The organism is Martinezella hainanensis (assembly GCF_900094555.1).
Classification (GTDB): domain Bacteria; phylum Pseudomonadota; class Alphaproteobacteria; order Rhizobiales; family Rhizobiaceae; genus Rhizobium; species Rhizobium hainanense.
This window is the reverse complement of the sequence record NZ_FMAC01000007.1, coordinates 89012-111400: the sequence shown is the minus strand read 5'-3', so window position 1 is coordinate 111400 and position 22389 is coordinate 89012. Positions and strand designations below refer to the sequence as shown.

The window sequence follows — 22389 nt, the reverse complement described above, 5'->3', positions numbered from 1 at the left end:
TCTTCTAATTGTCTAATTGTCTAATTGTCTGATCTTGCGGAGCGCAATGCGAATGCGCAGGTAGCCGAGAAGATGGCCATCAGTGCCATATAGACGGCAATGGGGGTGGTGTTTCCCGGATACTCGGCCATAAGCGTTGTTGCCAGCAGAGGCGAAAGGCCGCCGCCAAGGATCGGGCCGATCTGCTGGACCAGCGAGAGGCCGCTGTAGCGGATGCGGGCAGGGAACAATTCGGAGAAGAAGGCGCCCTGGGCACCGAAGACTGAACCATGCCCGACCGCCAGGCCCAGCGCGATCGCAAGCCAGATGCTGGTCGTGTTGCCGCTATCCAGCATGGCGAAGAAGACTGCGGCGAGTGCGACCTGGAAAACGAGGCCGGTAATGTAAACCGCGCGCCGCCCGATCCGGTCGGAAAGTGCACCGAACAGGGGAAGCGTCAGGCATTCCAGAGCGCAGCCGACCAGCACGCCATTCAGGATCAATTGGCGTGGCAGACCCAGCGAATTGACGCAATAGGTAATGGCGAAGACGGCATAGATGTTGAAGAGGCCGCTTTCGGCAATCTTGGCGCCGATTCCAAGGATCACGTTGTAGCGATGGTCGCGGACGGCTTCGACGACGGGCAGGGTAGCTGTCTCTCCCTGCTCCTGAATGCGCTTGAAGGCGGGAGTTTCGGAGATCTGGAAGCGGATGAACAGGCCAAGGGCAACCAGCACGATGCTGAAGAGAAACGGCAGTCGCCAGCCCCAGGACAGGAAGGCTGCCTCGCTCATCTGTGTCGACAAAATGCCGAGCAGGGCAATCGGTATCAGGAAGCCGGCAGGGACGCCGACGTGAACCAGGGAACTGTAGAAGCCTCGTTGCTCGGGCGGCGCGTGTTCGACCGTCATCACCATGCCGCCGCCATACTCTCCGCCTATCCCGATCCCCTGAGCGAGACGCAGGAGGAGGAGGCTGATCGGCGCCCATATGCCGATTGTGTCGTAGGAGGGTACGAGCCCGATGAGAAAAGTTCCGGCTCCCATGATGATCATCGTCAACAGCAGGGCTGTCTTGCGGCCGATGCGATCGCCGAAATGGCCGAACACGATGCCGCCGATGGGGCGCGCGCAATATCCGACAAAGAAGGTGGCGAATGCGGCGAGCGTTCCGATCAGGGGATTGTCGTTTGGAAAGAATATCTTGTTGAACACCAGCGCCGTGGCGGTCGCATAGAGCGTGAAATCGTAATATTCGATCGTATTTCCCATGGCGCTGGCCAATGCGACCTTGCGCATGTCCTTGGCCAGAACCGGTCGCGAATTGGCTATGCGACTCTCGGTTTGAGAGATGTTTTCTGGGGCCGATGTTCTCACTGTTTCCTCCCGTACAGGTCGTTTTGGTGGTTCCGTCTGCTCGTGTCGCCTCCTTTCAGCCATTCAGCCTCATGCAGTGAGGTGAGTTGACTGACGACACCAGCCCGATCCGATGGATCAGGGTTTGCGTCAGGCGCAGCACGAGCAGCGCCTGACGCCCACGGCCTTACTTTTCTTCGTAGCGCAGCACGTTTCTGAGCTCTCGCTGGATGTTTTCGAGCTGCGTGGGTGTCGTTGCCGGCATCGGCATCCGCGGCAGGCCTGCCTCGGTGCCTTGAAGCGCGATCGCCGTCTTGATGTTGGCCGGCAGATTGTCGGCATAGATCGCGTTCCAGAAACGCAAGAGCGCCTCGTGAATCTCCTTGGCGCGGACATGGTCGCCCCGCTGAACTGCATTCCAGAGAGCGACGCAGACGCTGGGAACCGCGGCGGGATTTGCCGCAATGGTGCCATGGCAACCCAGCGCGAACGATGGATAGAGCAAGGCATCGACCGCGGTGTAGACCTTGCAGCCCTTGGGGATGCCAATCATCAGGTCGGCCATGAGCTTGAGATCGCCAGCGCTTTGTTTGACGGCCTGCACGCCCGGCAATTCCGTCATGAGGCGGATCAGCAGCGACGGGCTGAGATAGTTCCAGGGCACGACGTTATAAATGATGACCGGTATGTCTGTGGCCGCCGTCAGTGTCTTGAAATGCTCGAACGTAGCGTTCTCGTCGGGTTTGAAGACATAGTGGACTGGCGTCACCTGCAGGCCGTGGATCGGAAGGTGGGAGATGGCCTTGGCGCGACGCACGGCTTCGCGCGTTGAATTGGCGATGATGCCCGCCAGGACCGGAATCTGTCCGTCGACCTCTTCCACCGTGATTTCCATCAGGCGGACGAATTCCTCGAACGTCAGCGTATGGCCCTCGCCGGAACTGCCGCCGACGCAGACGCCATGAACCTTGTTCTTCAGGTTGAATTTGACGATGTTGCGGAAGGCTGTTTCATCGATATCACCGTCCTTGGTGAAGGGGGTGACGATGGGGGGAATGATGCCGGAGACTTTGTCGAGATTCATGTTGCAGTTCCTGTCTTGAGTGAGAGATGGCCGAGGTCGGCCGATGACATCAGGGCGCAGGTCAGGGATCGCTTCCCCTGAGGAAGACGCCATGAAATCCGGGTTGTTTGAATGTCGGCTGTGGCGTTACGCCAGCGAAATCAGAGACTTGTCGCCAGCGCCTCCATCCAGATCGCGACGGCCGCAGCCCCGCCGTCCTGCGTTCCAATGGCTCTTTCGCCGAGATAGCTCGCGCGGCCGAGTTTCGGTATCATGTCCGTCGTGCGGCGTGCGCCTTCGGCCGCGGCAGAGGCTGCCTGTTTCCAGGCCTCGGTCGCAGATACTTTGCCGTCGGCTGCCTCGAGCGCTCTTAAAGCCGGATCGAGCGCATCGAGCATGGTTCGATCGCCCGGTTTTGCACCGCCGATCTCGCTGATTGCGGCAATACCGATCGCGAAGGCGGCGCGAAAATCCTCTGGCGAGAAGCGACCACTCTGGCCGAGATGGCGTCCGGCTCGCGTCAATGCGATCGCATAGAAAGGCCCGGAGCTTCCGGCGATCGCCCGGCGCAAGGCGTTGCCCATCGCAACCAAGGCATTGGCGGGGTTGATCCAGGCGCTTTCGGGCAGGGCGCGAATGGCTTCGGCGCCACGAAGCATGCTCGCGCCGAGATCGCCGTCGCCTGCCTTGCTGTCGAGTTCGGTCAGATGAGGTTCCGCCGCTTCCAGCGCATCACAGACGGCAAGACCGATACGGCGCAATTCTTGCGGGTCGAAACTTCCGGCATTGCCGAGCGGCGCCTCCGTCTCCGCGGTGCGCATCGCGGGCACGATATTGATGCGACCCGAGACCGCTCCGCCCCTTGGCCAGGCCGTTGCGGATGTCTCCGCATCCAGTAGCGCGACATCGCCCTCACTCAAATCCAGGAGTGAAATCGAGCAACCCGGCATTTCCAGCGCCGTCAGGAAATTGCCGCTCCATGCCCGCTCGATCCTGAGGCCGCGTGAGCGCAGCGCAGTAACAGCGCAGCGGGCGACAACGGCAAGCTCCATGGGCGGCGTCGCGCCAAGACCATTGACGAGCAACGCGACACTGGAGCCTGGCGCAAGCTTCATGTCCCTGACGATCTGCTCGATGATCCTGTCGGCGATGGCGTCGGCGGGCAGTAATTTGGTGCGTTCGACGCCTTTTTCCCCATGAATGCCGAGGCCAAGCTCGATTTCATCCTCACCGAGGGTGAAACCGGCCTTGCCGGCGGCCGGTACGATGCAGGAGCCGAGCGCGACCCCCATCGTTCCGAGACGGGATGCGGCGGATCGCGCGATGTCGGCAACTTCCTTTAGGTTCTTGCCGCTCGCTGCGGCCGCGCCTGCGATCTTATGAACCAATACCGTTCCGGCGATGCCGCGGCGGCGTTCGCGCGGTACAAGACCGGAAAGCGCCACATCGTCCGCCACGACGACGAGTTCGGTTGGGATGCCCTCGATGGCAGCGAGCTCACCGGCGAGGCCGAAATTCAAGCGGTCGCCGGTATAGTTCTTCACGATCAACAGAGCGCCTGCGGGGCCGGCACTGGCGCGGATGGCAGCAAGCACGGCATCGACGCTCGGGGAGGTGAAGACCTCGCCGGTAACAGCCGCGGTCAACATGCCAGGTCCGACATATCCGGCATGGGCCGGTTCATGTCCGGCGCCGCCGCCCGAGATCAGGGCAACAGGCCGGTCCGCGATCGCGGGCAGGTCAGCACGCAGCGCGACATTCTCCGTGTCGAGCAGCGCAAGGCCGGGCGCGAGAGCGACAATGCCCTCCAGCATTTCCCGCACGACGTCAGCGGGTCGATTGATGAGCTTCTTCATTGTCCTTCATCCTATTGCTGCTTGCACAGAAACGCTTCCAGGCGCCTTGCGCCTTCCTCGATGAGTGCAGGATCAACGGCAAAGCATACACGTAGGAATTCTTCACCACCTGGGCCGAAAGCCGAGCCCGGAGCGACCCCCACGCCTGCCTCCTTCAGGATCCTGCGCGCCATATCATAGCCGCTATTCATGCCGTGAACGGAGAAGAAGAAATAAAAAGTTCCGTCAGGCCAGAAGACACGCACGTTCGGCAGCTTATCGAGTGTCGAGCAAATGATTTCGCGTCCACGCGTGGATCGAGCGACGAGGGATTTGATGAATTCATCACCCTGATCGAGCGCTGCGACAGCGGCATGCTGGACGAAGGTGGCGACGCTGGTCGTGTTGTATTGGCTGAGATTGTCGAAGATCTTGGACATCCCCTTCGGATAGATGACCCAGCCAATGCGCCAGCCGGTCATGCACCAGTTCTTCGAAAAGGTATTGGTGACAATCAGCCGATCGGTAGGCTCCGTAATCTCCAGGAAGGAGGGGGCAAGAGCACCGTTATAGGTGAAATGGGAATAGACCTCGTCGGATATGATCCAGATGCCCTTGCTTCTGGCGAAGTCACGTACGGCCAGCATGTGCTCCCTCGGCATCACCCAGCCCGTCGGATTTGATGGGGAGTTGATGGCGATAACGCGCGTCTTGGACGTGACGGCGCCAAACAGATCGTCGAGATCAAGTGCAAAACCGCCGGCGGCAAGGGTGCGATAGGGTACCGGAACCACCTTACCGCCGAGAATGCCGATGATCTCGATCAGGTTCGGCCAGGCCGGCACGGGAACGATGACCTCATCGCCGGGGTTCAGGACGGCTTGGACCGCCTGCATGATGGCCTGAACACCGCCCGCCGTGATGCTGAAGCGATCGGCGCCGATATCGACGTTGAAATGCCGCTTGTGATAGCGCTCCAGGGCTTCGCGCAGAGCAGGCACGCCCAGAGCATAGGTATAGCGGGTCTGTCCTGCGGATAACGCGGAGACTGCGGCCTCGCGTATGAATTGAGGTGTCGGCAGATCGCCTTCACCGATCCAGAGTTTGATCACATCGGGATCTTCGCGCGCCAGATCGGCAATATCGCAGATCTGGTTGAGCTCGATTCCATTGATGCGCGCTGGAGTGCCGGAAACCGGCCACTCGGTCGCCCGATAGTCCATAAAAATCATCTCCTCGCGCGGCCGTCAGGCGGTCCGCAGCGCAGTTGGCATCGATCCGGCGCTGAGCGAACGGACCGATGAAAAATCATCTGGATTGTGCCCGAGCGCCTCCCCAGCGCAGCCGGCAGTTTAACGCGTCATGTCCGCTTGATTTTACCCACCGTCCTCCCGGCATCCTTGTCTCTCATTATTCCGATATACGGAATATGATTTATAAGCATGCTCACTTAAATAAATATAATTGCTGCAGTCAAGATAGACGTTGCGGTTTATTTTATTTTATGCGTTTATTGTCTCGTTTGAAAATGTTATTCCGCAATGCGGAACAAGATAAAAAGGGGAGTAACGATGAATAAGTTTGCAGTGCTCGCAATTGGATTGACGCTGGTGATGGGAGGCGTTGCGTCGGCTGCCGATGATCCCAAGGGGACCCTCGGCGAGATCATGAAAGACAAGAAGATCGTCATCATGAACGATCTTTCGGCGGCCCCCTGGCAGTTCAGGGATGCAAACGGCAATCCGGCCGGCTTTTCCGTGGATCTCGACAGGCTTATTGCCTCAAAACTCGATGTCGACCTCGAAATGCGAAATGTCGAGTGGGCGGGGCTCATTCCCGGCCTTCTCAGCCGCAAGTCCGATATTCTGGCAACGAGCATGTCGACGACGTTCAAGCGTGCGCAGCAGATCCTTTTCACGACGGAGAGCTGGTATTCCACCGGTGTCGTGGCGATCGTCAAGCCGGAAGACCAAGGCAAATCCTGGGAGGAGTTGAATGAGGCCGGCAAACGCATCGCCGTCAAGGCAGGCACCAATGCCGTCGATGCCGCCAAGCAGTTCTTCCCGAAGGCGGAGCTGCAAACCTACCCGAATGACACAGATACCTACCAGGCATTGAAGACGGGCCGCGTCGATGCGGCACTCAACGATCTGGCTGTCTTGGGAGTGGTAAAATCGGAGTATGGCTTCGAGGCCTTGAAACAGCCGCGCGAACTGATCACGACCGACACTTGGGGCTTTGCCGTGCGTCCGGGCGACACCTACACCTGGCAATACCTTAATTTCTTCCTGGCCAAGATCGGGGAAAGCGGTGAGCTGGCCGCACTCAAGAAATACTGGGTCGACGGCGATACCTGGAAGAAGGACTTCCTGGAAAAGAACAGCGGCGTTTCCGACGAGCGCAAGAAGCTGGTCGATCTGCTTGGCATCGGCGCCTATGCGCCGGAGAGCGGCAATGCCAGCCGCATGACATTGCAATAGCGACGGATCTAAGAGCGAGCGTCGGCTGCTTGCCGACGCTCGGCATATCGTCTCTCGGCAAGGTCATGGAGGATCGCGATGGCATTCTTCGAAGCGCGCGACGTCAATTTGCATTTCAAGGATTTCCACGCCCTGCGCGGAATATCCATTCAGTTCGAACGGTCGGATGTGCTCGTTGTCTGCGGTCCGTCCGGCTCAGGCAAGAGCACCTTCATCCGCGCCATAAACAGGCTGGCTGGATCCTTGTCTGCCGGCCAGATCCTCCTTGGCGGCCAGGATATAGCCGCCATGCCGCGCCGCCAGCTCTATCGCAGGATCGGCATGGTCTTCCAGCGGTTCAACCTGTTTCAGCATCTCAGCGTGCTCGACAACATAGCCTTGCCGCAAAGGCGCGTTCTCAGGCGCAGCCGCAAGGATGCCGCAGCACGGGCGATGGAGCTTCTGGCGCGCGTCGGGCTGGAGAGCAAGGCCAGCCGTTACCCCGCGCAATTGTCCGGCGGTCAGCAGCAGCGCGTCGCCATCTGCCGCGCCCTGGCGATGGATCCCGAGCTACTGCTGTTCGACGAACCGACCTCGGCGCTCGATCCGGAAATGGTCGGAGAGGTGCTGCAGGTGATGCGCGAGCTGGCGGCATCTGGCATGACGATGATCGTTGTCACCCATGAAATGGGGTTTGCCCGGGAGCTTGCCACCGAGGTCGCCTTTCTCGATGCCGGTCAATTGGTGGAAAAAGCGCCGCCTTGCGAATTCTTCTCGCAGCCGAAAGAAGCGCGCACGCGTGCCTTTCTCAATCAGATCCTTCGTCACTAGGCTGGCCGCACATGATCTCGGATGCTTACGATATCTTCTGGCAGTATCGCGATACCTATCTCACCGGCATGCGCAATGCGCTCGCGGCTGCGGCCGTCGGACTGTTGCTTGCGCTTTGCGTCGGTATGGTCGCAGGCATTGTGCGGTTTTCCTCGCGCGGCATTTTCAGCAGGGCAATTGCCGTCTATGTCTCGCTGGTTCGCAATACGCCGCTGCTTGTGCAGGTCTATTTCATCTATTTTGGCCTGCCGACGCTTGGTATCACGCTGTCGGCCTTTTCGACCGGCGTGATTGCGCTCACCTTCAATTCGGGCGCCTATATCGCCGAAATGGTGCGTGGAGGGCTGAACGCAATCCCGCGAGGTCAGATCGAAGCGGCACAGTCGCTTGGTTTGAAATGGCGCATCCTTCTGCGTTACGTTCTTCTGCCTCAAGCGGCGCCAACAATTCTGCCGGCGATAACGGGGCAGTTCGTGCAATTGATAAAGGACACTTCGCTCCTCTACACGATTGCCGTTCTCGAAATCACCAAGGCTGCCGACGATGTCGGCAATGAAACATATCAGTTCCTGCCGGCCTATCTCGTAAGCTGCGTGATCTACGTCGTCATCTGCGTCGTGCTCAATCTTCTTGTCGATGTCTATGAAAGCCGCGCCGGCTTTTCCAAGCATAAGCGAGCTTGAGCCATGAGCACTATTGCTGCCGTCGCCGGCGATGCCATTCAGCTTATTCTCACCGGGCTTCCCATCGTCCTCTTCCTGACCGCTGCGGCATTCTTTCCAGCCCTCGGTCTCGGTATTGTGGGAGGGCTTCTCGCCTCGTCACCCCTCGGGCCGATCCGCTTCCTGGTCGGCGCCTATGTCTACCTTTTTCGCAGCATGCCGTTCCTGATGTTCGTCTTCCTCGTCTATTACGGGCTGCCGCAATATGACATCGATATCGGCCCGGTTTTGACGGCCGTCATCGCCCTTTCGCTGTCGCACGGTGCCTACATGACCGAAATCATACGCGGCGGCTTGAAGGGGCTGGACAAGGGCCAGAACGAGGCTGCCATAGCCGTCGGCTTCAGCCTGTTCCAGCGTCTGCGCGATATTACCATCCCACAGACGCTGATGGCGGTCATTCCCTCGCTCGTCGGTCAGGCCATATTGATCATCAAGGATACCTCGCTGATATCGGTGGTCGGCATCAGCGAAATCACAAGGCTGGGGAGAGAGGTTGTCATTCGCACCAACCAACCCTTTATTGTGTTTACACTATTGGCGCTAACCTACTTTGTGGTCTGCTTCTCTTTGGAGTTTATTGCGCGTAAGCTCGAAGCAAGAGCAAAGCGGATTATGGCCGGGCATTGAAATTGGAAAGAGATATGAAAACGCACTCGGTGACCAATGAAGCGGTCGTTGACGATGTTCCGGCGGGAACGGAAAGCAGGGATGCCGGCGCCAAGTCGCTGCGCAAGATGGCGCGCGTGCTGGACACGTTTTCCCGTGCCAAGCCGAGCATGACGATTGCGGAACTCTCGGAAGCCACAGGTCTGCCGAAGACGACGGTCCATCGCATCGTCGCATCTTTGCGGGAGGTTGGCCTGCTCGATCAGGATGGCAAGCGCCAGGGCTATCGGCTTGGCCTGAAGATGTTTCACTACGGCAGCAGCGTCCTGGCAAGCCTCGATACGCCAACCCGCGCGCATCCACATATCGCCAAACTGCAGCAACTGACGGGCGAAATCATTCATTTCCACATGTTCGATGGCAGCCAGATGGTCTGCGTCGAGCGCGAGGAGATGATTGCGTCCAGCCTCACGACGCTGCAGGCGGCGCCGACCTATTGCACCAGCGTCGGCAAGGCCTTCCTGGCGTTTCAGGACGAAGAGCTGATATTGCGGATTGCCCATGAGGGCTTGCATGCCTATACCGCAAATACGATCACGAAGCTCGATGGGCTGCTCGAGGAGCTGGCCGGCATCAGGGCCAAAGGGTTTGCGGTCGATAACGAGGAAATCGAGATCGGGGTGCGCTGTATCGGAGCGCCGGTGCGGGATTCCTCGGGGCGCGTCTTCGCGGCGGTGAGCGTTTCCGGGCCGAGCGAAAGAATGCCGGACGGGCGCCTTACAGGCCTCGCACCTGTCGTTGTCCAGACTGCAAACGATATTTCCCAAGCTCTGGCCGATTGATGGGTGAGTGGCTGAGAGGGATGCTTGCCGGAGCCCGGCTGTCCCAAGGCGACGTTTCGCATTAGCTGCCTCACCGGCAACGACGGGTACACGGCTTCGTTGGCTGCTATTGTGCCAGCATATCGGTGAGCGCATGCCGCATGGATTCGCTCGAAATGCCGAAGAAACCGCCGTAGGGAAGATCAAGATCCAGGATGACAAACATAACGCTCGCCACCGAGATGATGGCGACGGCGACAATGGAGCCCGTAAGCAGGTTTCTGGGGGCCTGAAGACCAAAGCTTAGGAATACCAGCATAAGCCAGAAGATCAGGACGCCAAGAAACGGTGCCGAAAGCGAGCCGTGCGCATCTTCGATCACCGTCCATCGCGCCGCCAACAGATTGCTGAAGAGCTGATTACAACGGGTCACGAGCAGCTGATGCAAAGGATCGGCGGGCTGCTCGCGGGCAATGCCGAGCCCCATGTCGTTGAGAATTGCGCCAAGAACGGGTGCTTCGCCAGTCAAAGGCAATTTTGATATGTCAGGATATGTCGCTCCCGGCGGAACTGGCTCGCCCGGCCATGTGCTGGCGATGACGGCGGTTGTGTAGCTGCGCAAGAGTTGTCGCTCATGATCCAATGCCGGGCCATAATTCCTCAGACAGCGGTCCATCTCCGCCAGGCCAGCGGCGTAACGGTTGCGATCGTGAGACGCAGTTGTGAATGCATTCAGTTCCGATGCCAAAAGCAAGCTCATGACAAGCGCGGCAAAAGTGACAAGAAGGGCCGTGACGACGCGGAGGAAGTCAATTGTCTCACTGCCGCGATGTGGAGCAGGTAATCTCGCGCGCAATATCGAACCGGCTGCGGCGCTAAACACAAGAAGAACAAACAAAGCCAGCGTCCAGACCGCCTCGCGTTGCATCAAAAATGCTCCAGCTGCATATGGCCGTTGATTATGTCATGTATCTCGATGAAGCGGGAGAATAAAAGCTCCGCGACCCTTTCAAGGTGTTTGAATAGCCTGGTAGGCTGGTATTCCTTTGCGACCGGAAAATTTGGAAACCAACCATTGTTTTGGATGACAATCAGGCGCTCTTTGCCGAGAGGGGTGTCTTGTTCTGTCGAATGGAAGTCCGGCAGAATGATTAGGTGAATACCGCGATGCAAACGGACAGCCAGATCAAGGCGACCCCCAATGCCAATGCGCGTCGGGCACCGACAACTTTTTCTGCCTCTTCTTCCGCGACAGGTGTCGTTACGATCCAGGGTACGGAACCAAGAGCCGCAAATCCGATGATGGCCAAAGCCACCACAAAATAATCGGATATGCGCCAGGGCCCTTGGTCATACACGCCCCAGTAGCCCAGAAAGGCCATTCCCACTGCAAACATCGTCGCGGACGCCGAGCAAAGGCCCGTAACGGAGCCCGCAGGTGCACGCATCTTGCTTTTTTCCGATGTTGATCCGTTCATGACGCCATATCCACGACGGCAAGTCGCCTTTTCGCATATATGTCAGGAATTGAACGCGACGTGAAGCGATGGTTATCGCCGAAGGCCGGATTGCAACGATGGCGATGGTCGGTTCGATCTTCAGCAACAGTCGGCGGAACCTACACACAGCTTCAACTGCAGTCATTGGCCAATGATGAACGGGGCTGGGCAGGAAGCTCGAGCTGGCAGCATGTCCAGGGTAAAATCAGCGTTCCCAAAAGCGATACCGCTCCAGCTCGACACCGGTCTCTCGAAACCCTTCGATATTCTCCTGGCAATTCGCGCCCACGACCAGAAACCGGTGTGGGGTATCGACATCATCTTCAAGACTCGCCTTGTGACGACGTTGCAGGTAAGCGTGGAGCGCCCAATCCTGCAGCACGCTTCCACAACCGGAAACGGCGCATCTCCCATCTCCGCTGCATGCCGCGTCGGCAATCTTGGATGCATCGTCGATCGTTGGACGGTCACTTCCGGGTCGACCGAAATTAGCGACCACCGAAATTACGGCGCCAGCGAGAACTACAGCCAGAATTAGTTGCAGCCGAGATCGTCCGTTGGGACCCAATCTTGAGAAAATACCGACGAGCGCGGGGGTCGAAATTACGCTAAGACCAGCCGACAGATAAATGAGCGCCGGGTTGAAGTAAAAGCTCGAAACTCGAGGGCTGAGAAGAAGGGGCAGGGAAGCCGAAAGGCCGACGGATACCAGGAATGCGGCGCGACGCAATCGCAGCTTGTGTTGCCTAATGTTATCCGGTGCTTTTATTCCCAGCCTATGGGCGGCGATAAGCAAGATCGACACGGCAATAATCGGATATGCACTGACGCGCAGGAATGTGCGGACGGCTGCCCAGCCCGCACCGTTGTGGCCCCGCTGCCCATTCAGACTTGGCAGCAATTGAGCGGAGAGATAGCGGCGGATTGCGTCTCGTGGCTCCTCGAATTGCCAGAGGATCACAAATGCGGCAGCCACGATAAGGGTCAGCAGCAATGTATCCCAAAAGGCATGCCGCCACGAAATCTGCCGAAGAGACAACCAGTGCAAACCCGGTGCGGCAAGCGGAAACAGACCCACCAGACCTTTTGTCGCCACACAAAAAACCGTGAGAGCGCCGCTGGCAGCAATTAGAGGAAGACGTTTCCGGCTCGGTCCTTCGGGTTGCTCATATGCGATAACGATGGGAAGCAGTGCCGCCAATGAAAAAGCCGTCAGCTGATTTTCAAGCATCCCATTGGCAAATGCCCAACTGACCCGGCCGGAGATGACGGCCATGAGAAGCGCAAAGGGTGCCATCGCAGCCATTCGCACGTCATCGCGATGGAGATGCTTCCATATTTTCGTCAGCAGGAGTCCACTTGCGAGCAAGGTAAGAAATGAAAAGCATTTCTCGACAGCGATCGTGTCGCCAAAGATAAGAAAGCCGATGGCCTCCAGCCACATCATCAACGGCGGATGTTCAGCAAAGGCCGAAAACAGACCATTGGAGAAGTAAGGCGTCCACGGCGTACCGTGACCCTGCGCCATGTTTCTGGCGATGCTGGCATAGATGGTTCCATCGAAGAACATGGAAAGCTGGACGAGCTTGGCCAGAATTGTCAGGCAGACGAAGGTTGCCAGGATTAGCCAGAGCACGGTCTTCAGCTGCGAAAAGGCACGCGAGTCCGGCGTCTGTATATCCGCCTGCGCAATCACTTCCATATGAAGCGGCTCGCAACAACAAACTTCCAGACGCTGTCAATTGCGAGCCCGGCCAGGGTAGCGATCAGGATGACATGGGCAAAATGCTCATAGGTAAGTTTGGCCAGCGAGATATTTGCAACAATGCCTATGGATGAGAAGCCAAGAAATTTCAGATAGCCGAAAATTTGCTGGCGACCACGCAGCCGTCGGTCTCGAAATGTCAGGAGATTGTTCAGAAGGAAGTTGTTGGCGGAGGCGGTCAGAGTCGCGAGTGTTTGCGCGGCCAGAAACGGCAGTGACAGCCACAATGCACCGTAGAGTGTCGCGAAGTGCACGCCAAGTCCGGACCCGCCGACAAAAAGGAAGGATATGAGGCTGACCGGCAGCATGCCGCCTGTCATCTTGCTTAACGTGAAGGTCAGGAACTTCCAGGCGACATAACAGTCCAGCTTCGATTCACCATGATGTCTGCTTGCGAACTCAAAGGGAACCTCGCCATGACGAAGATTCCTATGTGAATACAGGATATCGAGGAGGAGCTTGAAACCGGGATCACCGAGATGAGGTGCGACTTCGAGGAAGGTGCTGCGGCGAATGAGGAAAAAGCCGGTCAACGGATCCAGAAGCTTGCGGCCGAGAATAAGACTGCTGCACCAATTGCCAAACAGCGATATTTTTTGACGCAAGGGCGATAGGCCGCTCAGCTCGTCGCGGCCGTCTAGGCGACGGGCAGCGCTTACCACATCGAGGTTATCGCGTTCGAGACGGGCAACCAGCTCGGACAGTACCATTGGGTCATGCTGGCCATCCGCGTCCATTACGCAAAGCAGGTTTCCCTTGGCGGAGAGCATGCCTTGAATGCTTGATCGTGCCAGGCCTCGATCTTCCAGCCGTATTATGGTGCGGATGCGATAATCATCTGCTGCGTAGTCATATATCTTCTGAGCGGTCCCATCGGCGGAATTATCGTCGACGAACAAGATTTCCCAGTCAAATGCATTCAACGTTGCTTTCACGCGCTCGATGAAGTGAAGGACGTTATCCGCCTCATTATATGTTGGAGCGATGATCGATAGTTTTCTTTGGAGCATATGTTCCTGGCGTACGATTGGTCAAAGCCGCTGATGCTGAACTGACTCGGGCGAGATTTGCTTCGTCATCACGTCGTTGTCGATGGCTAGATAGTCTGACTTATAGAGGTATGTTTAGTTCCATAAGAGACATGTATAACGGAATAGGTGCAGACATTTTTAAGGGAAGTGCTCTAACAACGAGCGGTAGCAGTAAAGGGCATTTAAAATTGCTCGACGGGTTGATGCTTTCAATTGCTTGGCTCACGGAGCAATCGCCTGCTACATTGTTTAAGTTATGGCTCTTATGTTGCCGGGAGTTTCCGACCGGTAGAAAATCGTGAATGAAAGTTTCCCACTTCACCAGAGTACCTGTTTATTTCATCTACCGCTTCGATAGGGTGCTAGAGGCGAAAGGCCTTGCCGAGTATTTGGCTCGGCGGGTACGGTCATGCGATGCTGTGATAAGCTTTCGTCAAGTACCGAAGTAAGCGTTCAGTACTTCGGTGGGATGACCATCCATATGCACTCTACCATGCTCCAGCCATACAATCCGATTGCAGTTCTTAGCCAGAAGTTCTTTTGCGTGACTTGCAATGACCAGGATTTGCGTCTGCTCGACAAGCTCGTTCAAACGCTGATTGGCCTTCGCCTTAAATCCCTCGTCACCCGTTGCCAGCCACTCGTCCATGATGAGTATTTCCGGCTGGAGAATTGTCGAAATGGAAAACGCCAGCCGCAGTTGCATACCGGTCGAATATGTTCGTACCGGCATCTCCAGAAAGCCACCCAATTCCCTGAAGTCTGCAATCTCTTCAAGCCGTCGCTTCATCTCTTCGCGCTGAAACCCAAGCAGAGCTCCCCGAAGATAGATGTTTTGCAGACCTGTGGCCTCCGGATCAATTCCAAGCGAGATGTTGATCAATGACGTGCACTTGCCACGGATATCCGCTTTGCCTGATGTGGGTGCATAAACGCCGGTCAACACGCGCAAAAGTGTCGTCTTGCCGGAGCCGTTGTGACCTATGAGGCCGATACGATCGTGCGCTCTCAGCTCAAGGTTGATTTCATGAAGCCCCCGAACGACGACGACTCCATGACCTTCCGAATTAATCGAACCACCGGTGGCCATGTTCATAATACGGTTTTTCAGCGACCGGCCGCGTGCGTTATAGATCGGGAAGTCGACGGTGACATTCTGCAGAGATATCGAGGTCATGTTTCTGTTTGCCTATCTTTTGAAATCTCATGGCTTCACGTCAGAGCCAATACGCAATACGCGGTCTATATCTATTCAGTAGTGACATCGTGAAAAGCCAACCAACCACGGCGGTACCGGTGGCGATGCTCCAATTTTCGACCGTTACCACTTGTCCCAGCAGTGGATTTCGGACAACGGATATTAAGTGGAAAAAGGGATTGCAATCGAGCATCAGGTGCGAAGCCTTCGATGGGAGATGGTCAGGCATCCACATGATCGGCGTGACATACATCATAACCTGCATGATATTCTGCACGATCTGCGTAAGGTCGCGATAGCGTGTACACAGGATCGCCAATGTCAGAGCGATCCAGGTCATGTTCAGCGTAGCGAGCACAAACCCCGGGATCACGAAGGCGGCGGAGAACCCGATTGGCCTCCAGAATATCATGAGAATTATTGGATATATAACGAGGTTATGCAAAAGTATAACAGAATTTCTATACCAGCATCTCAATATGTATGTGAAAAACGGGATATCCAGCTGTAATATTACCTCGCTATTCGATGTAAAGCCAGAGCATCCTTCGCTAACGATTTGAGAATAATATCCCCAGAAAATCAGACCGACGCATATGAATGGAAGAAATTCATGCATCGGAGAGTTAAAAATAGTGCCGAAAACCAAGCCGAGGGCTCCAATCAGCACGCCCATGTTAATGATCAGCCAAAAGGCACCAATTCTTGATCGCCGATACCGTTGCGCAACATCTTGCCACCCGAGCAGCGCGGCCAAGCGAAAATTATGCAGCGCTTCAACAACGTCCCATGCGGCGCCGTGATGTCGTATCTTGGTCCCAAGGATTTTCAAATTAGTCACCGGCAACCCATCTTTTATTCGTCCTTCGTCTTCTGCCGCGAGGGCACAAGGCAGCTTCTGTTTTCCGTTCATCTTGGCATGCTTGTGGGGTTTCGCCTTTGACCAGTTGGATGCCCAGGCGAGTGTCCGCGCATTGGATGCCTATTGCCGAGCGCAGCTGCGACGCACGCTTGTGCAGTCGAAATGCCTCTTGCGATCGGCTCAAGCAGACACGCTGACAAGCTGTGCTGCTGCCGACTTCCTCGTTTCGAGGACGGAATCCGGAAAACCGCGTCGATGAAACAAGTTTTGAATTCAAATCAATTGAACCCACTTACTTTACCTTCGACATTCACCGCGCCGGCGTCTTCGACCTCAAGCCCCAAAGCCCGGGTCAATAGGCGAGCGCTCTGACGCCAGGTCAGGCATGGCATGCTGTCGGTGGCAGGATGCTGTCCCCGCGCGAACAGCTCCAGCCATGAGAGGATCGCCTTGGCAAGATCGTCGGCACCCAGTCCGCTGAAATAATAGGCGTGATCGCCAGCCACTTCGCGGAATATCGGCAGGTCACGAGCAATGATCGGTATATGCTTCAGGGCGGCCTCGACCAGCGGTAAGCCAAAGCCTTCACCTTCACTTGGCGCCAGCAGGCACGCCGATCCGGCATAAATTTGGTTCAGATATTCGTCGCTAACGTCTTGAAGCAAATGAAACTGCCGTCCAAGGCGTGGGTGGTGCAAGAATCGCTCGAACAGATCGTTCATGAGCCAGCCCTTCTTGCCGACAACGATCAGATTGATCTCATGCCCCTGCGACCAGAGCTGCTCGAAGGCGGCGAGGGCCTGCGTATGTCCCTTGCGTGGCTCGATGGTTCCAACCATGAGGAAACTGGGCCGTTCTGCCAGATGAGCCAGCAATTGGACGGCGTCGTCTGGCAAGCCTCTGCTCGGTTCACTGTCGTCGATATCCGCGCCGATGTGAAAGCTGCGCACCGGGGCGGCCTGTTCGTCAGGAGTCCTTTCCTGTTTCAGATAGAGTGTCAGATCATCGGCGGTCGTCTTCGAGACACAGACATATCCGCTCGCCATACGCGCAGCGCTTGAGATCCAAGCCTTGAATTCACGCGATACCGTCGATACCCACCACTTTGGGTGCCGCAACGGCAGAAGATCATGCACCAGGAACCAGATTGCTACTCCCTGCTCGCGCATACGCTGTTGTAGGAGTTCCATTCGGGGCTGCAAAACGACATTAAGATCCAGAGCGAAATAGATGTCGCCCGGACAAAATTCCACGATGGGCTCGTCCGCGTGCGAATTGATGCCGTGAATGAGGCGTGTTTGGAGGCGAAGCGCATGCCGGTAAACTTGACCGTCGAACCAGATCAGGCACACGCTCATTCCGACCGGCGGCTCGCGCAACAGATTACGAGCGAGTCCTCGTATTACACGCTGGATGCCCGTCTTGGCGTCCGTATGGACGAATACGGAAACATCAAGGAACAGGGTTGGCTGGCGTTGCCAGTGAACAGGCCACTGAGAACCGGTTACAAGCTTGAGGAGGTTCTGCGTACTTGAGTCCATGAAAGGTGTTCGATACCCTCCGAAGACGGCACCACGTCATGTCGGTACGACTCGCGCCAGTTCTGTATCGCAGTTGCCAGCTCTGAAGGGGAATCGCCTTGAAAATAGGTTGCGTGGTCGCCCGCCACCTCGCGAAATACCGGCAAATCACGGGCAAGGATGGATAGCCCTCGCACAGTCGCCTCAACCAGCGGCAAGCCGAACCCCTCTCCAAGGCTGGGTGCGACCAAGCATCGGCTGGCACAATAGATCCGCTCCAGGAAGATGTCGCTAACGTCTGTCAGCCATAGCAGGCGACGGCCGAATTCCGGGTGCAGACGGATGCTGCGAACCAAATCATCCACATCCCATCCTTGGCGGCCAACCAGGACAAGGCTTAGATCGGCCCCGCGCGCCCAGAGCAGATCGAAGGCGGCCAACAGCTGGCGATGACCTTTGCGAGGTTCGATTGTGCCTACGCACAGGAACACCTCGCGCCCTCGGAGTTGAACGAGGGTTCTCCCTGCCTGGTCACCAAGCACGCCATGCCATTTGCCGGGAGCGTCGCACCCATTGAGCGACCACCCAATGGCAAGCGGACGCTGCCGCTCAAGCGAATGTGCGTTGAGCCACGCGATCAAGCTTTGTGCCACGTCGCGCGACACGCATACCACGCCGTCGCTTTGGCAAACAAACTGCAGCCATCGTGTATGGAGGTCGGCTAGGCCCGGCGTGAAATACTGAGGCAGGTGAATAGGAAGCAGGTCGTGTATCAAAAATACAGTACCCACTCCCATTTGCCGCAGACGGCCGAAAAACTCCGGGCGGTGAACCACCGAATGATGAAGGTCCAAGCCTAGAAAGATGTCACCGGGGTTCAATTTGATGATGTCATCGTCACCCTCCTGAGATCCCAATTCCGGATAGTAGCGACGCGCATAGTTCCGTGCGTAACGGAAGGAGGACGAGCCGGGCTGCGAATAGACAGGCTCTATTGTGAAACCGGCAGGTGGCGATTGTATGAGCGAGGAGAGAATGCCATGGGCCACCCGTTGGACACCCGACTGACCATCATTCTCCGCGATGATTGAAAGATCCACGAGCAATTGCTTGGGGCTTGGATCAGTGACTTTCGACCAGTGACTGTTCGACGACATAGCTGCCGCCAGGGCGATCAGATCGCCATCCGAAGGTGTGTGCCGGTCACTCACCGCCGATTCGACAGTTTTCAATAGCTGTCCGAACAGTGGGGCGCACGCCCGCACCGGCTCTTGCTGATGCACCTTCTCGAATGCGGTCAATGCCGCTTGGGCACAACGATCCCATGAAAAAAGCCCCGAGCGGGTCAACCCATACTGCGCCAATTCTTCGCGCCGCTGCGGGTGAAGCAGAAGCTCGCTCATGAGATTTGCCAGGCCAGGCACATCATATGGATCGAACATCGAATCGGCACGACCCATGACTTCGGGCAGGCTGGTCATATTGGCGCAAATCGTCGGTGCGCCGCACGACATGGCCTCCAGGACGGGAAGGCCAAAACCCTCATGTGTGGAAGGAAACACGAAAAGCGTACACAAGCGATAGAGGTTTACCAATTCTTCGTCGGTAACGTGACCTCCCAAAATGAACTCGCGATCGGTTAACCCGAGGGCACGCGCATGTTCTAGAAAGCGGTTGCTGTGATCCAGTGGCATCATGCCAACGATCACCAACGGATGCTGTATACGCAGGGCTTGAGGCACCCCTGCGAAAGCCTCGATCAGACGCAGGTGGTTCTTACGCTCGTCTCCGCCACCGGAATACATGACAAAGCCGCTGCGTGTGAGCCCCAGCTTATGGCGGAGAGCAATCCTGGCGGATTCCGGCACCGGCGCAGGCGAGAACATGGGATCGCATGCGGATGAAATCGAGATCACCCGTTCAGGCGATACCTTGGCGTATTCGATCGCCTCCCGTCGCGCTGAATCGGAGACTGCAAGCACCAGATCAGCATCCAGCAATTGTTCCAGCCGTGAACGGTAAAACGCCTCAAAGGTCCGATTGGGCTTGAGATAAACGTCGGATTGAATGAGAGGGATGGCATCGTGGAACGTTATGGCGGTCGGTATGCGCACCCGCTTGCCAATGCTGCATGTCATGTTGTCACCAACTCCATCGAAGAAGTTGCCGACATGCACGATGTCTGCCCGCAGCGAGGCCAGGAAGTCCTCACGCATTAGCTCTGCCGCATGGCGTCTCCACCTGTTCGCCGGATCGAACCATGACAGCGGCCCCACCGCTTGCCACACGCGAATATCGTCCTGGCTGATCAATCCATCGAAAGTCGCGCGTATGGTTTCGATCGTTTCCGGGAAAAGACCGTTGAGCGCAATAAGGACCTCGTGCTTGCCACGATTTCGCAGAAGCGCCTTGGTCAGCGCAATGTTGTTGCGCCCAATACCACGGAACCGGCTCTCGGTTTGAGCGCCTTGAAGGTCTACGACGACACGCATGGAGGAATACTTTCTAGGCTTCGGTTGCTGCACGCAGATCGAGGTATATGCGACGCGCTTCGACAGGCAGATCGCTGAAGGTCAGGGGGCGCCAGTCCGATGAAGGAGTGAGGGGCGATGCACGGCTGGTAAGGTGGGGCTGAGCAGAATTTACCGGCAGGGCAATCAGTATGCCGATAATCCTGCTGCGTAGGGGTGGACAAATGTTCAGCACCGCGACCGCCAGGCGCTTGGCGTAGGGACGCTGCCTGATGAAGTGGGCGACGCGACTTATAAGCGCCTTGATGCGTCGCTTGATACCGCTTGTGATGCGGTTTTCCCGGATAGCTGAGCTAATACGGTGAACGGGCCGACCGACAATCCGCACGGGAGCGCTGACCCGCCATGATGTGCTTCTCTGCATATCCTGCAGCTGTTTTGACTTGGCGACAAGCTGAGCTTCCATCGACGCCAGCTTAGCTTCCAGAAAAATTGCTCGCTCCTGCGTTTTGGTGGTGTGTTCCTCTGTTCTTGAGGCACGCCCTTCAGCTAGAAGGCTCCTCTTTTCGGCTTCCCTGTTTGAAGCCTCGGCAACGGCGCACCGCGCCTCCATCTCCGATACAGACCGTTCCGCTTTGCTGATGCGGGCATCGGCGGTTTCCTGCACCTTTGCCAAATGTGCCAGAGCCTCTGTCAGCTGACGACCTCGTTCATCGATCGAAGCCCGAAGCTTGGACGAAGCTAGCTGACACCATGCCGAGTTTTCGCTGACCTGAACGTGATCGAATACATTTGGAGGAGCCTCAAAGGCCGACACCAATTCGGGATGCTGGGGGGAGACGTAAAAGCGATTGAGCCCGTCGAAGTAAACAAACTTGTAGCCGGCCTCGAGAAGAATGCGATCAGCGGTGGCGAAGTGCACCTCCTGGCTCATAGGCACCGTGGCCTCAATCACAATGATCCATGGCTCGATCGTACCGGGATCCCAACCTTGGAGCACCGCCTCTTCCAGGCCTTCAACATCGACTTTCAGCCAATGCACCGGCTTACTGTTCAAGAAAGCCAATGCTGTACGCAGCGGCAACACAGGGACCTGCAATTTGCTGCCCTCGAAGCCATGGAGTTCGTGATGGCTGCGCGCATAGACATCGACCGCCGTGCTCAAGCCAGTATCGGGAAACACATTCAATTCCAGCATACCCGCTTCTGCACCCAGGGCAATTTGCAGTACGGTTTCGTCAGGTCTTTCGGTGCGCAGCAGATCTGCATATTGCGGCACAGGTTCAACATGAACTCCGCGCCAGCCTCGGTCGTAAAATGCCTTGCTGACTGAATCGATGACAGGATGCTGGGCACCCACATCAATATAACATCCGTTCACAACATGCCTGAGGGCGCGCCAAAGCATGACGTCCTCGAAGTTTTGTGCAAAAGAGGTAAAGCTCTCCATCATGTACTTTTGTCACTCGCGTTTCTACGGATATTGATAACATCAGCGGCCAGACGGGATGTGGGGCATCCCGACCTGGCCTATCGTTCCGGAATGGAGGTACTAATGGAACGATGGCTTGATATTCATCGACACTGGCGGCAATCGGGCGGCAATATTGCAAATGATTGCAGATTTGTTGCTGTTCACACCGCCGGACTATGTCCGTGAGTAACTCCGTGATCGACGAATCGATCTTGAAGTGAGCCATCCAATCGAAACTGCTTCAAAAGTACTTTGAGAGAGTGAGTAGCAATAGTGCCGTGATGATCTCCGATCACGCTTGCACATTCCAGCCGGGATTGAATCTCTGGATGACGCTTTTACCAGTTACAGTAGGAGTAGCGATGATCGAACAATCGTTGCCATTCGTCAGTTTATGTAGATGATGCCAACGCCGATATCCGCGTGGAAGCGCCTTGGTAATCGGTACTGTTCAATCGAAATTGGAGAGGAATCATATATCAGTGACAACAGGTGCGACCATTGGCATATGCTGCGGTCGACAGCATATCATCCTTAGGTTTAATTGCGCCGATTGCCCTAGAGCTATAAGAGGAATCTCATACATCTTATATTGACTGTCACCATGGAGATGATAAGTGTTGCGAACAATTAGCTTGGTTCAAAGCTATTCGTTTCTGAATATTTCGGCATATTTCGGCTCGAAAACCAAGAATTCCATTGGTTTCTATCTGCGATAATATTGCAACAGCCACATGTGACCCATCGAATTGGTTCCCACAGGACTGACATTATCACTTTTCTCATAGGACAATCTCCCCATAGGCTGAGGGAGTGGAGTCGAAAGCTTCGCACTGTTTGAAAATGAGCGAACAGGTAGGGCATCAGATGTCCTTACAAATGACCAAATTATTTG

General features: G+C 56.4%; 18 protein-coding genes. 5 read left to right on the top strand and 13 right to left on the bottom strand.

Going from position 1 to position 22389, the window contains the following annotated elements; all coding sequences use genetic code 11:
• Positions 1 to 20: 20 nt before the first annotated feature.
• The 4 genes from GA0061100_RS21980 to GA0061100_RS21965 all read right to left on the bottom strand — a co-directional run bounded on the left by GA0061100_RS21980 (position 21) and on the right by GA0061100_RS21965 (position 5455).
• Complete coding sequence (locus GA0061100_RS21980) at positions 21 to 1355, bottom strand: MFS transporter (RefSeq protein ID WP_244557915.1); 1335 nt, start codon at positions 1353 to 1355, stop codon at positions 21 to 23.
• Between the two features lie 166 nt (positions 1356 to 1521).
• Positions 1522 to 2418 carry a dihydrodipicolinate synthase family protein gene (locus tag GA0061100_RS21975; protein WP_075854879.1) on the bottom strand — a complete coding sequence of 299 codons (897 nt, stop codon included), beginning with the start codon at positions 2416 to 2418 and terminating at the stop codon, positions 1522 to 1524.
• A gap of 140 nt (positions 2419 to 2558) precedes the next feature.
• Positions 2559 to 4253, bottom strand: a complete 1695-nt coding sequence (locus GA0061100_RS21970; RefSeq protein ID WP_075854878.1) for a dihydroxyacetone kinase family protein — start codon at positions 4251 to 4253, stop codon at positions 2559 to 2561.
• Positions 4254 to 4264: 11 nt separating this feature from the next.
• Positions 4265 to 5455, bottom strand: a complete 1191-nt coding sequence (locus GA0061100_RS21965; protein ID WP_244557914.1) for a pyridoxal phosphate-dependent aminotransferase — start codon at positions 5453 to 5455, stop codon at positions 4265 to 4267.
• A 348-nt stretch (positions 5456 to 5803) separates the two neighbouring features.
• On the opposite strand from GA0061100_RS21965, the gene GA0061100_RS21960 reads away from it, so the two are divergent.
• The 5 genes from GA0061100_RS21960 to GA0061100_RS21940 all read left to right on the top strand — a co-directional run bounded on the left by GA0061100_RS21960 (position 5804) and on the right by GA0061100_RS21940 (position 9695).
• A complete protein-coding gene (locus tag GA0061100_RS21960) occupies positions 5804 to 6712 on the top strand; it encodes a substrate-binding periplasmic protein (protein WP_075854876.1) in 909 nt (302 codons plus the stop codon).
• A gap of 78 nt (positions 6713 to 6790) precedes the next feature.
• Positions 6791 to 7522 (top strand): amino acid ABC transporter ATP-binding protein, encoded by a 732-nt coding sequence (locus GA0061100_RS21955; protein WP_075854875.1) that lies wholly within the window; start codon positions 6791 to 6793, stop codon positions 7520 to 7522.
• Positions 7523 to 7533: 11 nt separating this feature from the next.
• Entirely contained in the window at positions 7534 to 8205 is a 672-nt protein-coding gene (locus GA0061100_RS21950; RefSeq protein WP_075854874.1) for an amino acid ABC transporter permease, read from the top strand.
• Positions 8206 to 8208: 3 nt separating this feature from the next.
• On the top strand, positions 8209 to 8874 hold the full coding sequence (locus GA0061100_RS21945) for an amino acid ABC transporter permease (protein ID WP_075854873.1): 666 nt from the start codon (positions 8209 to 8211) through the stop codon (positions 8872 to 8874).
• Between the two features lie 14 nt (positions 8875 to 8888).
• Positions 8889 to 9695 (top strand): IclR family transcriptional regulator, encoded by an 807-nt coding sequence (locus GA0061100_RS21940; RefSeq protein ID WP_083961414.1) that lies wholly within the window; start codon positions 8889 to 8891, stop codon positions 9693 to 9695.
• 106 nt (positions 9696 to 9801) lie between these two features.
• Here the strand turns inward: GA0061100_RS21940 and GA0061100_RS21935 are convergent, their stop codons facing one another.
• From GA0061100_RS21935 to GA0061100_RS21890, 9 genes are all read right to left on the bottom strand, one after another.
• The gene (locus GA0061100_RS21935; protein ID WP_075854872.1) at positions 9802 to 10602 is read right to left on the bottom strand and encodes a bestrophin-like domain; all 801 of its coding nucleotides are present in this window, start codon (positions 10600 to 10602) and stop codon (positions 9802 to 9804) included.
• A gap of 223 nt (positions 10603 to 10825) precedes the next feature.
• The gene (locus tag GA0061100_RS21925) at positions 10826 to 11152 is read right to left on the bottom strand and encodes a hypothetical protein (RefSeq protein WP_075854870.1); all 327 of its coding nucleotides are present in this window, start codon (positions 11150 to 11152) and stop codon (positions 10826 to 10828) included.
• Positions 11153 to 11378: 226 nt separating this feature from the next.
• On the bottom strand, positions 11379 to 12875 hold the full coding sequence (locus GA0061100_RS21920) for an ArnT family glycosyltransferase (RefSeq protein ID WP_075854869.1): 1497 nt from the start codon (positions 12873 to 12875) through the stop codon (positions 11379 to 11381).
• Positions 12866 to 13948 carry a glycosyltransferase gene (locus tag GA0061100_RS21915; protein ID WP_075854868.1) on the bottom strand — a complete coding sequence of 361 codons (1083 nt, stop codon included), beginning with the start codon at positions 13946 to 13948 and terminating at the stop codon, positions 12866 to 12868. The genes GA0061100_RS21920 and GA0061100_RS21915 overlap by 10 nt, the downstream gene beginning before the upstream one ends.
• A gap of 454 nt (positions 13949 to 14402) precedes the next feature.
• Positions 14403 to 15146, bottom strand: a complete 744-nt coding sequence (locus GA0061100_RS21910; protein WP_075854867.1) for an ABC transporter ATP-binding protein — start codon at positions 15144 to 15146, stop codon at positions 14403 to 14405.
• Positions 15147 to 15186: 40 nt separating this feature from the next.
• A complete protein-coding gene (locus GA0061100_RS21905) occupies positions 15187 to 16080 on the bottom strand; it encodes an ABC transporter permease (protein ID WP_083961413.1) in 894 nt (297 codons plus the stop codon).
• Between the two features lie 227 nt (positions 16081 to 16307).
• Entirely contained in the window at positions 16308 to 17570 is a 1263-nt protein-coding gene (locus GA0061100_RS21900) for a glycosyltransferase family 4 protein (protein ID WP_083961412.1), read from the bottom strand.
• Positions 17534 to 20041, bottom strand: coding sequence for a glycosyltransferase family 4 protein (locus GA0061100_RS21895; RefSeq protein WP_075854865.1), 2508 nt, complete (start codon positions 20039 to 20041; stop codon positions 17534 to 17536). The genes GA0061100_RS21900 and GA0061100_RS21895 overlap by 37 nt, the downstream gene beginning before the upstream one ends.
• 13 nt (positions 20042 to 20054) lie before the next feature.
• Complete coding sequence (locus tag GA0061100_RS21890; RefSeq protein ID WP_075854864.1) at positions 20055 to 21473, bottom strand: FkbM family methyltransferase; 1419 nt, start codon at positions 21471 to 21473, stop codon at positions 20055 to 20057.
• Positions 21474 to 22389 lie beyond the last annotated feature (916 nt).

Excerpts from the sequence above, each read along its gene's own strand:
- GA0061100_RS21945 (WP_075854873.1), top strand. The coding sequence starts at position 8,209 with ATGAGCACTATTGCTGCCGTCGCCGGCGATGCCATTCAGCTTATTCTC.
- GA0061100_RS21940 (WP_083961414.1), top strand. The coding sequence starts at position 8,889 with ATGAAAACGCACTCGGTGACCAATGAAGCGGTCGTTGACGATGTTCCG.
- GA0061100_RS21955 (WP_075854875.1), top strand. The coding sequence starts at position 6,791 with ATGGCATTCTTCGAAGCGCGCGACGTCAATTTGCATTTCAAGGATTTC.
- GA0061100_RS21960 (WP_075854876.1), top strand. The coding sequence starts at position 5,804 with ATGAATAAGTTTGCAGTGCTCGCAATTGGATTGACGCTGGTGATGGGA.
- GA0061100_RS21950 (WP_075854874.1), top strand. The coding sequence starts at position 7,534 with ATGATCTCGGATGCTTACGATATCTTCTGGCAGTATCGCGATACCTAT.
- GA0061100_RS21925 (WP_075854870.1), bottom strand. The coding sequence starts at position 11,152 with ATGAACGGATCAACATCGGAAAAAAGCAAGATGCGTGCACCTGCGGGC.
- GA0061100_RS21920 (WP_075854869.1), bottom strand. The coding sequence starts at position 12,875 with ATGGAAGTGATTGCGCAGGCGGATATACAGACGCCGGACTCGCGTGCC.
- GA0061100_RS21935 (WP_075854872.1), bottom strand. The coding sequence starts at position 10,602 with ATGCAACGCGAGGCGGTCTGGACGCTGGCTTTGTTTGTTCTTCTTGTG.
- GA0061100_RS21970 (WP_075854878.1), bottom strand. The coding sequence starts at position 4,253 with ATGAAGAAGCTCATCAATCGACCCGCTGACGTCGTGCGGGAAATGCTG.
- GA0061100_RS21890 (WP_075854864.1), bottom strand. The coding sequence starts at position 21,473 with ATGATGGAGAGCTTTACCTCTTTTGCACAAAACTTCGAGGACGTCATG.
- GA0061100_RS21975 (WP_075854879.1), bottom strand. The coding sequence starts at position 2,418 with ATGAATCTCGACAAAGTCTCCGGCATCATTCCCCCCATCGTCACCCCC.
- GA0061100_RS21915 (WP_075854868.1), bottom strand. The coding sequence starts at position 13,948 with ATGCTCCAAAGAAAACTATCGATCATCGCTCCAACATATAATGAGGCG.
- GA0061100_RS21895 (WP_075854865.1), bottom strand. The coding sequence starts at position 20,041 with ATGCGTGTCGTCGTAGACCTTCAAGGCGCTCAAACCGAGAGCCGGTTC.
- GA0061100_RS21900 (WP_083961412.1), bottom strand. The coding sequence starts at position 17,570 with ATGGACTCAAGTACGCAGAACCTCCTCAAGCTTGTAACCGGTTCTCAG.
- GA0061100_RS21905 (WP_083961413.1), bottom strand. The coding sequence starts at position 16,080 with ATGAACGGAAAACAGAAGCTGCCTTGTGCCCTCGCGGCAGAAGACGAA.
- GA0061100_RS21965 (WP_244557914.1), bottom strand. The coding sequence starts at position 5,455 with ATGGACTATCGGGCGACCGAGTGGCCGGTTTCCGGCACTCCAGCGCGC.
- GA0061100_RS21910 (WP_075854867.1), bottom strand. The coding sequence starts at position 15,146 with ATGACCTCGATATCTCTGCAGAATGTCACCGTCGACTTCCCGATCTAT.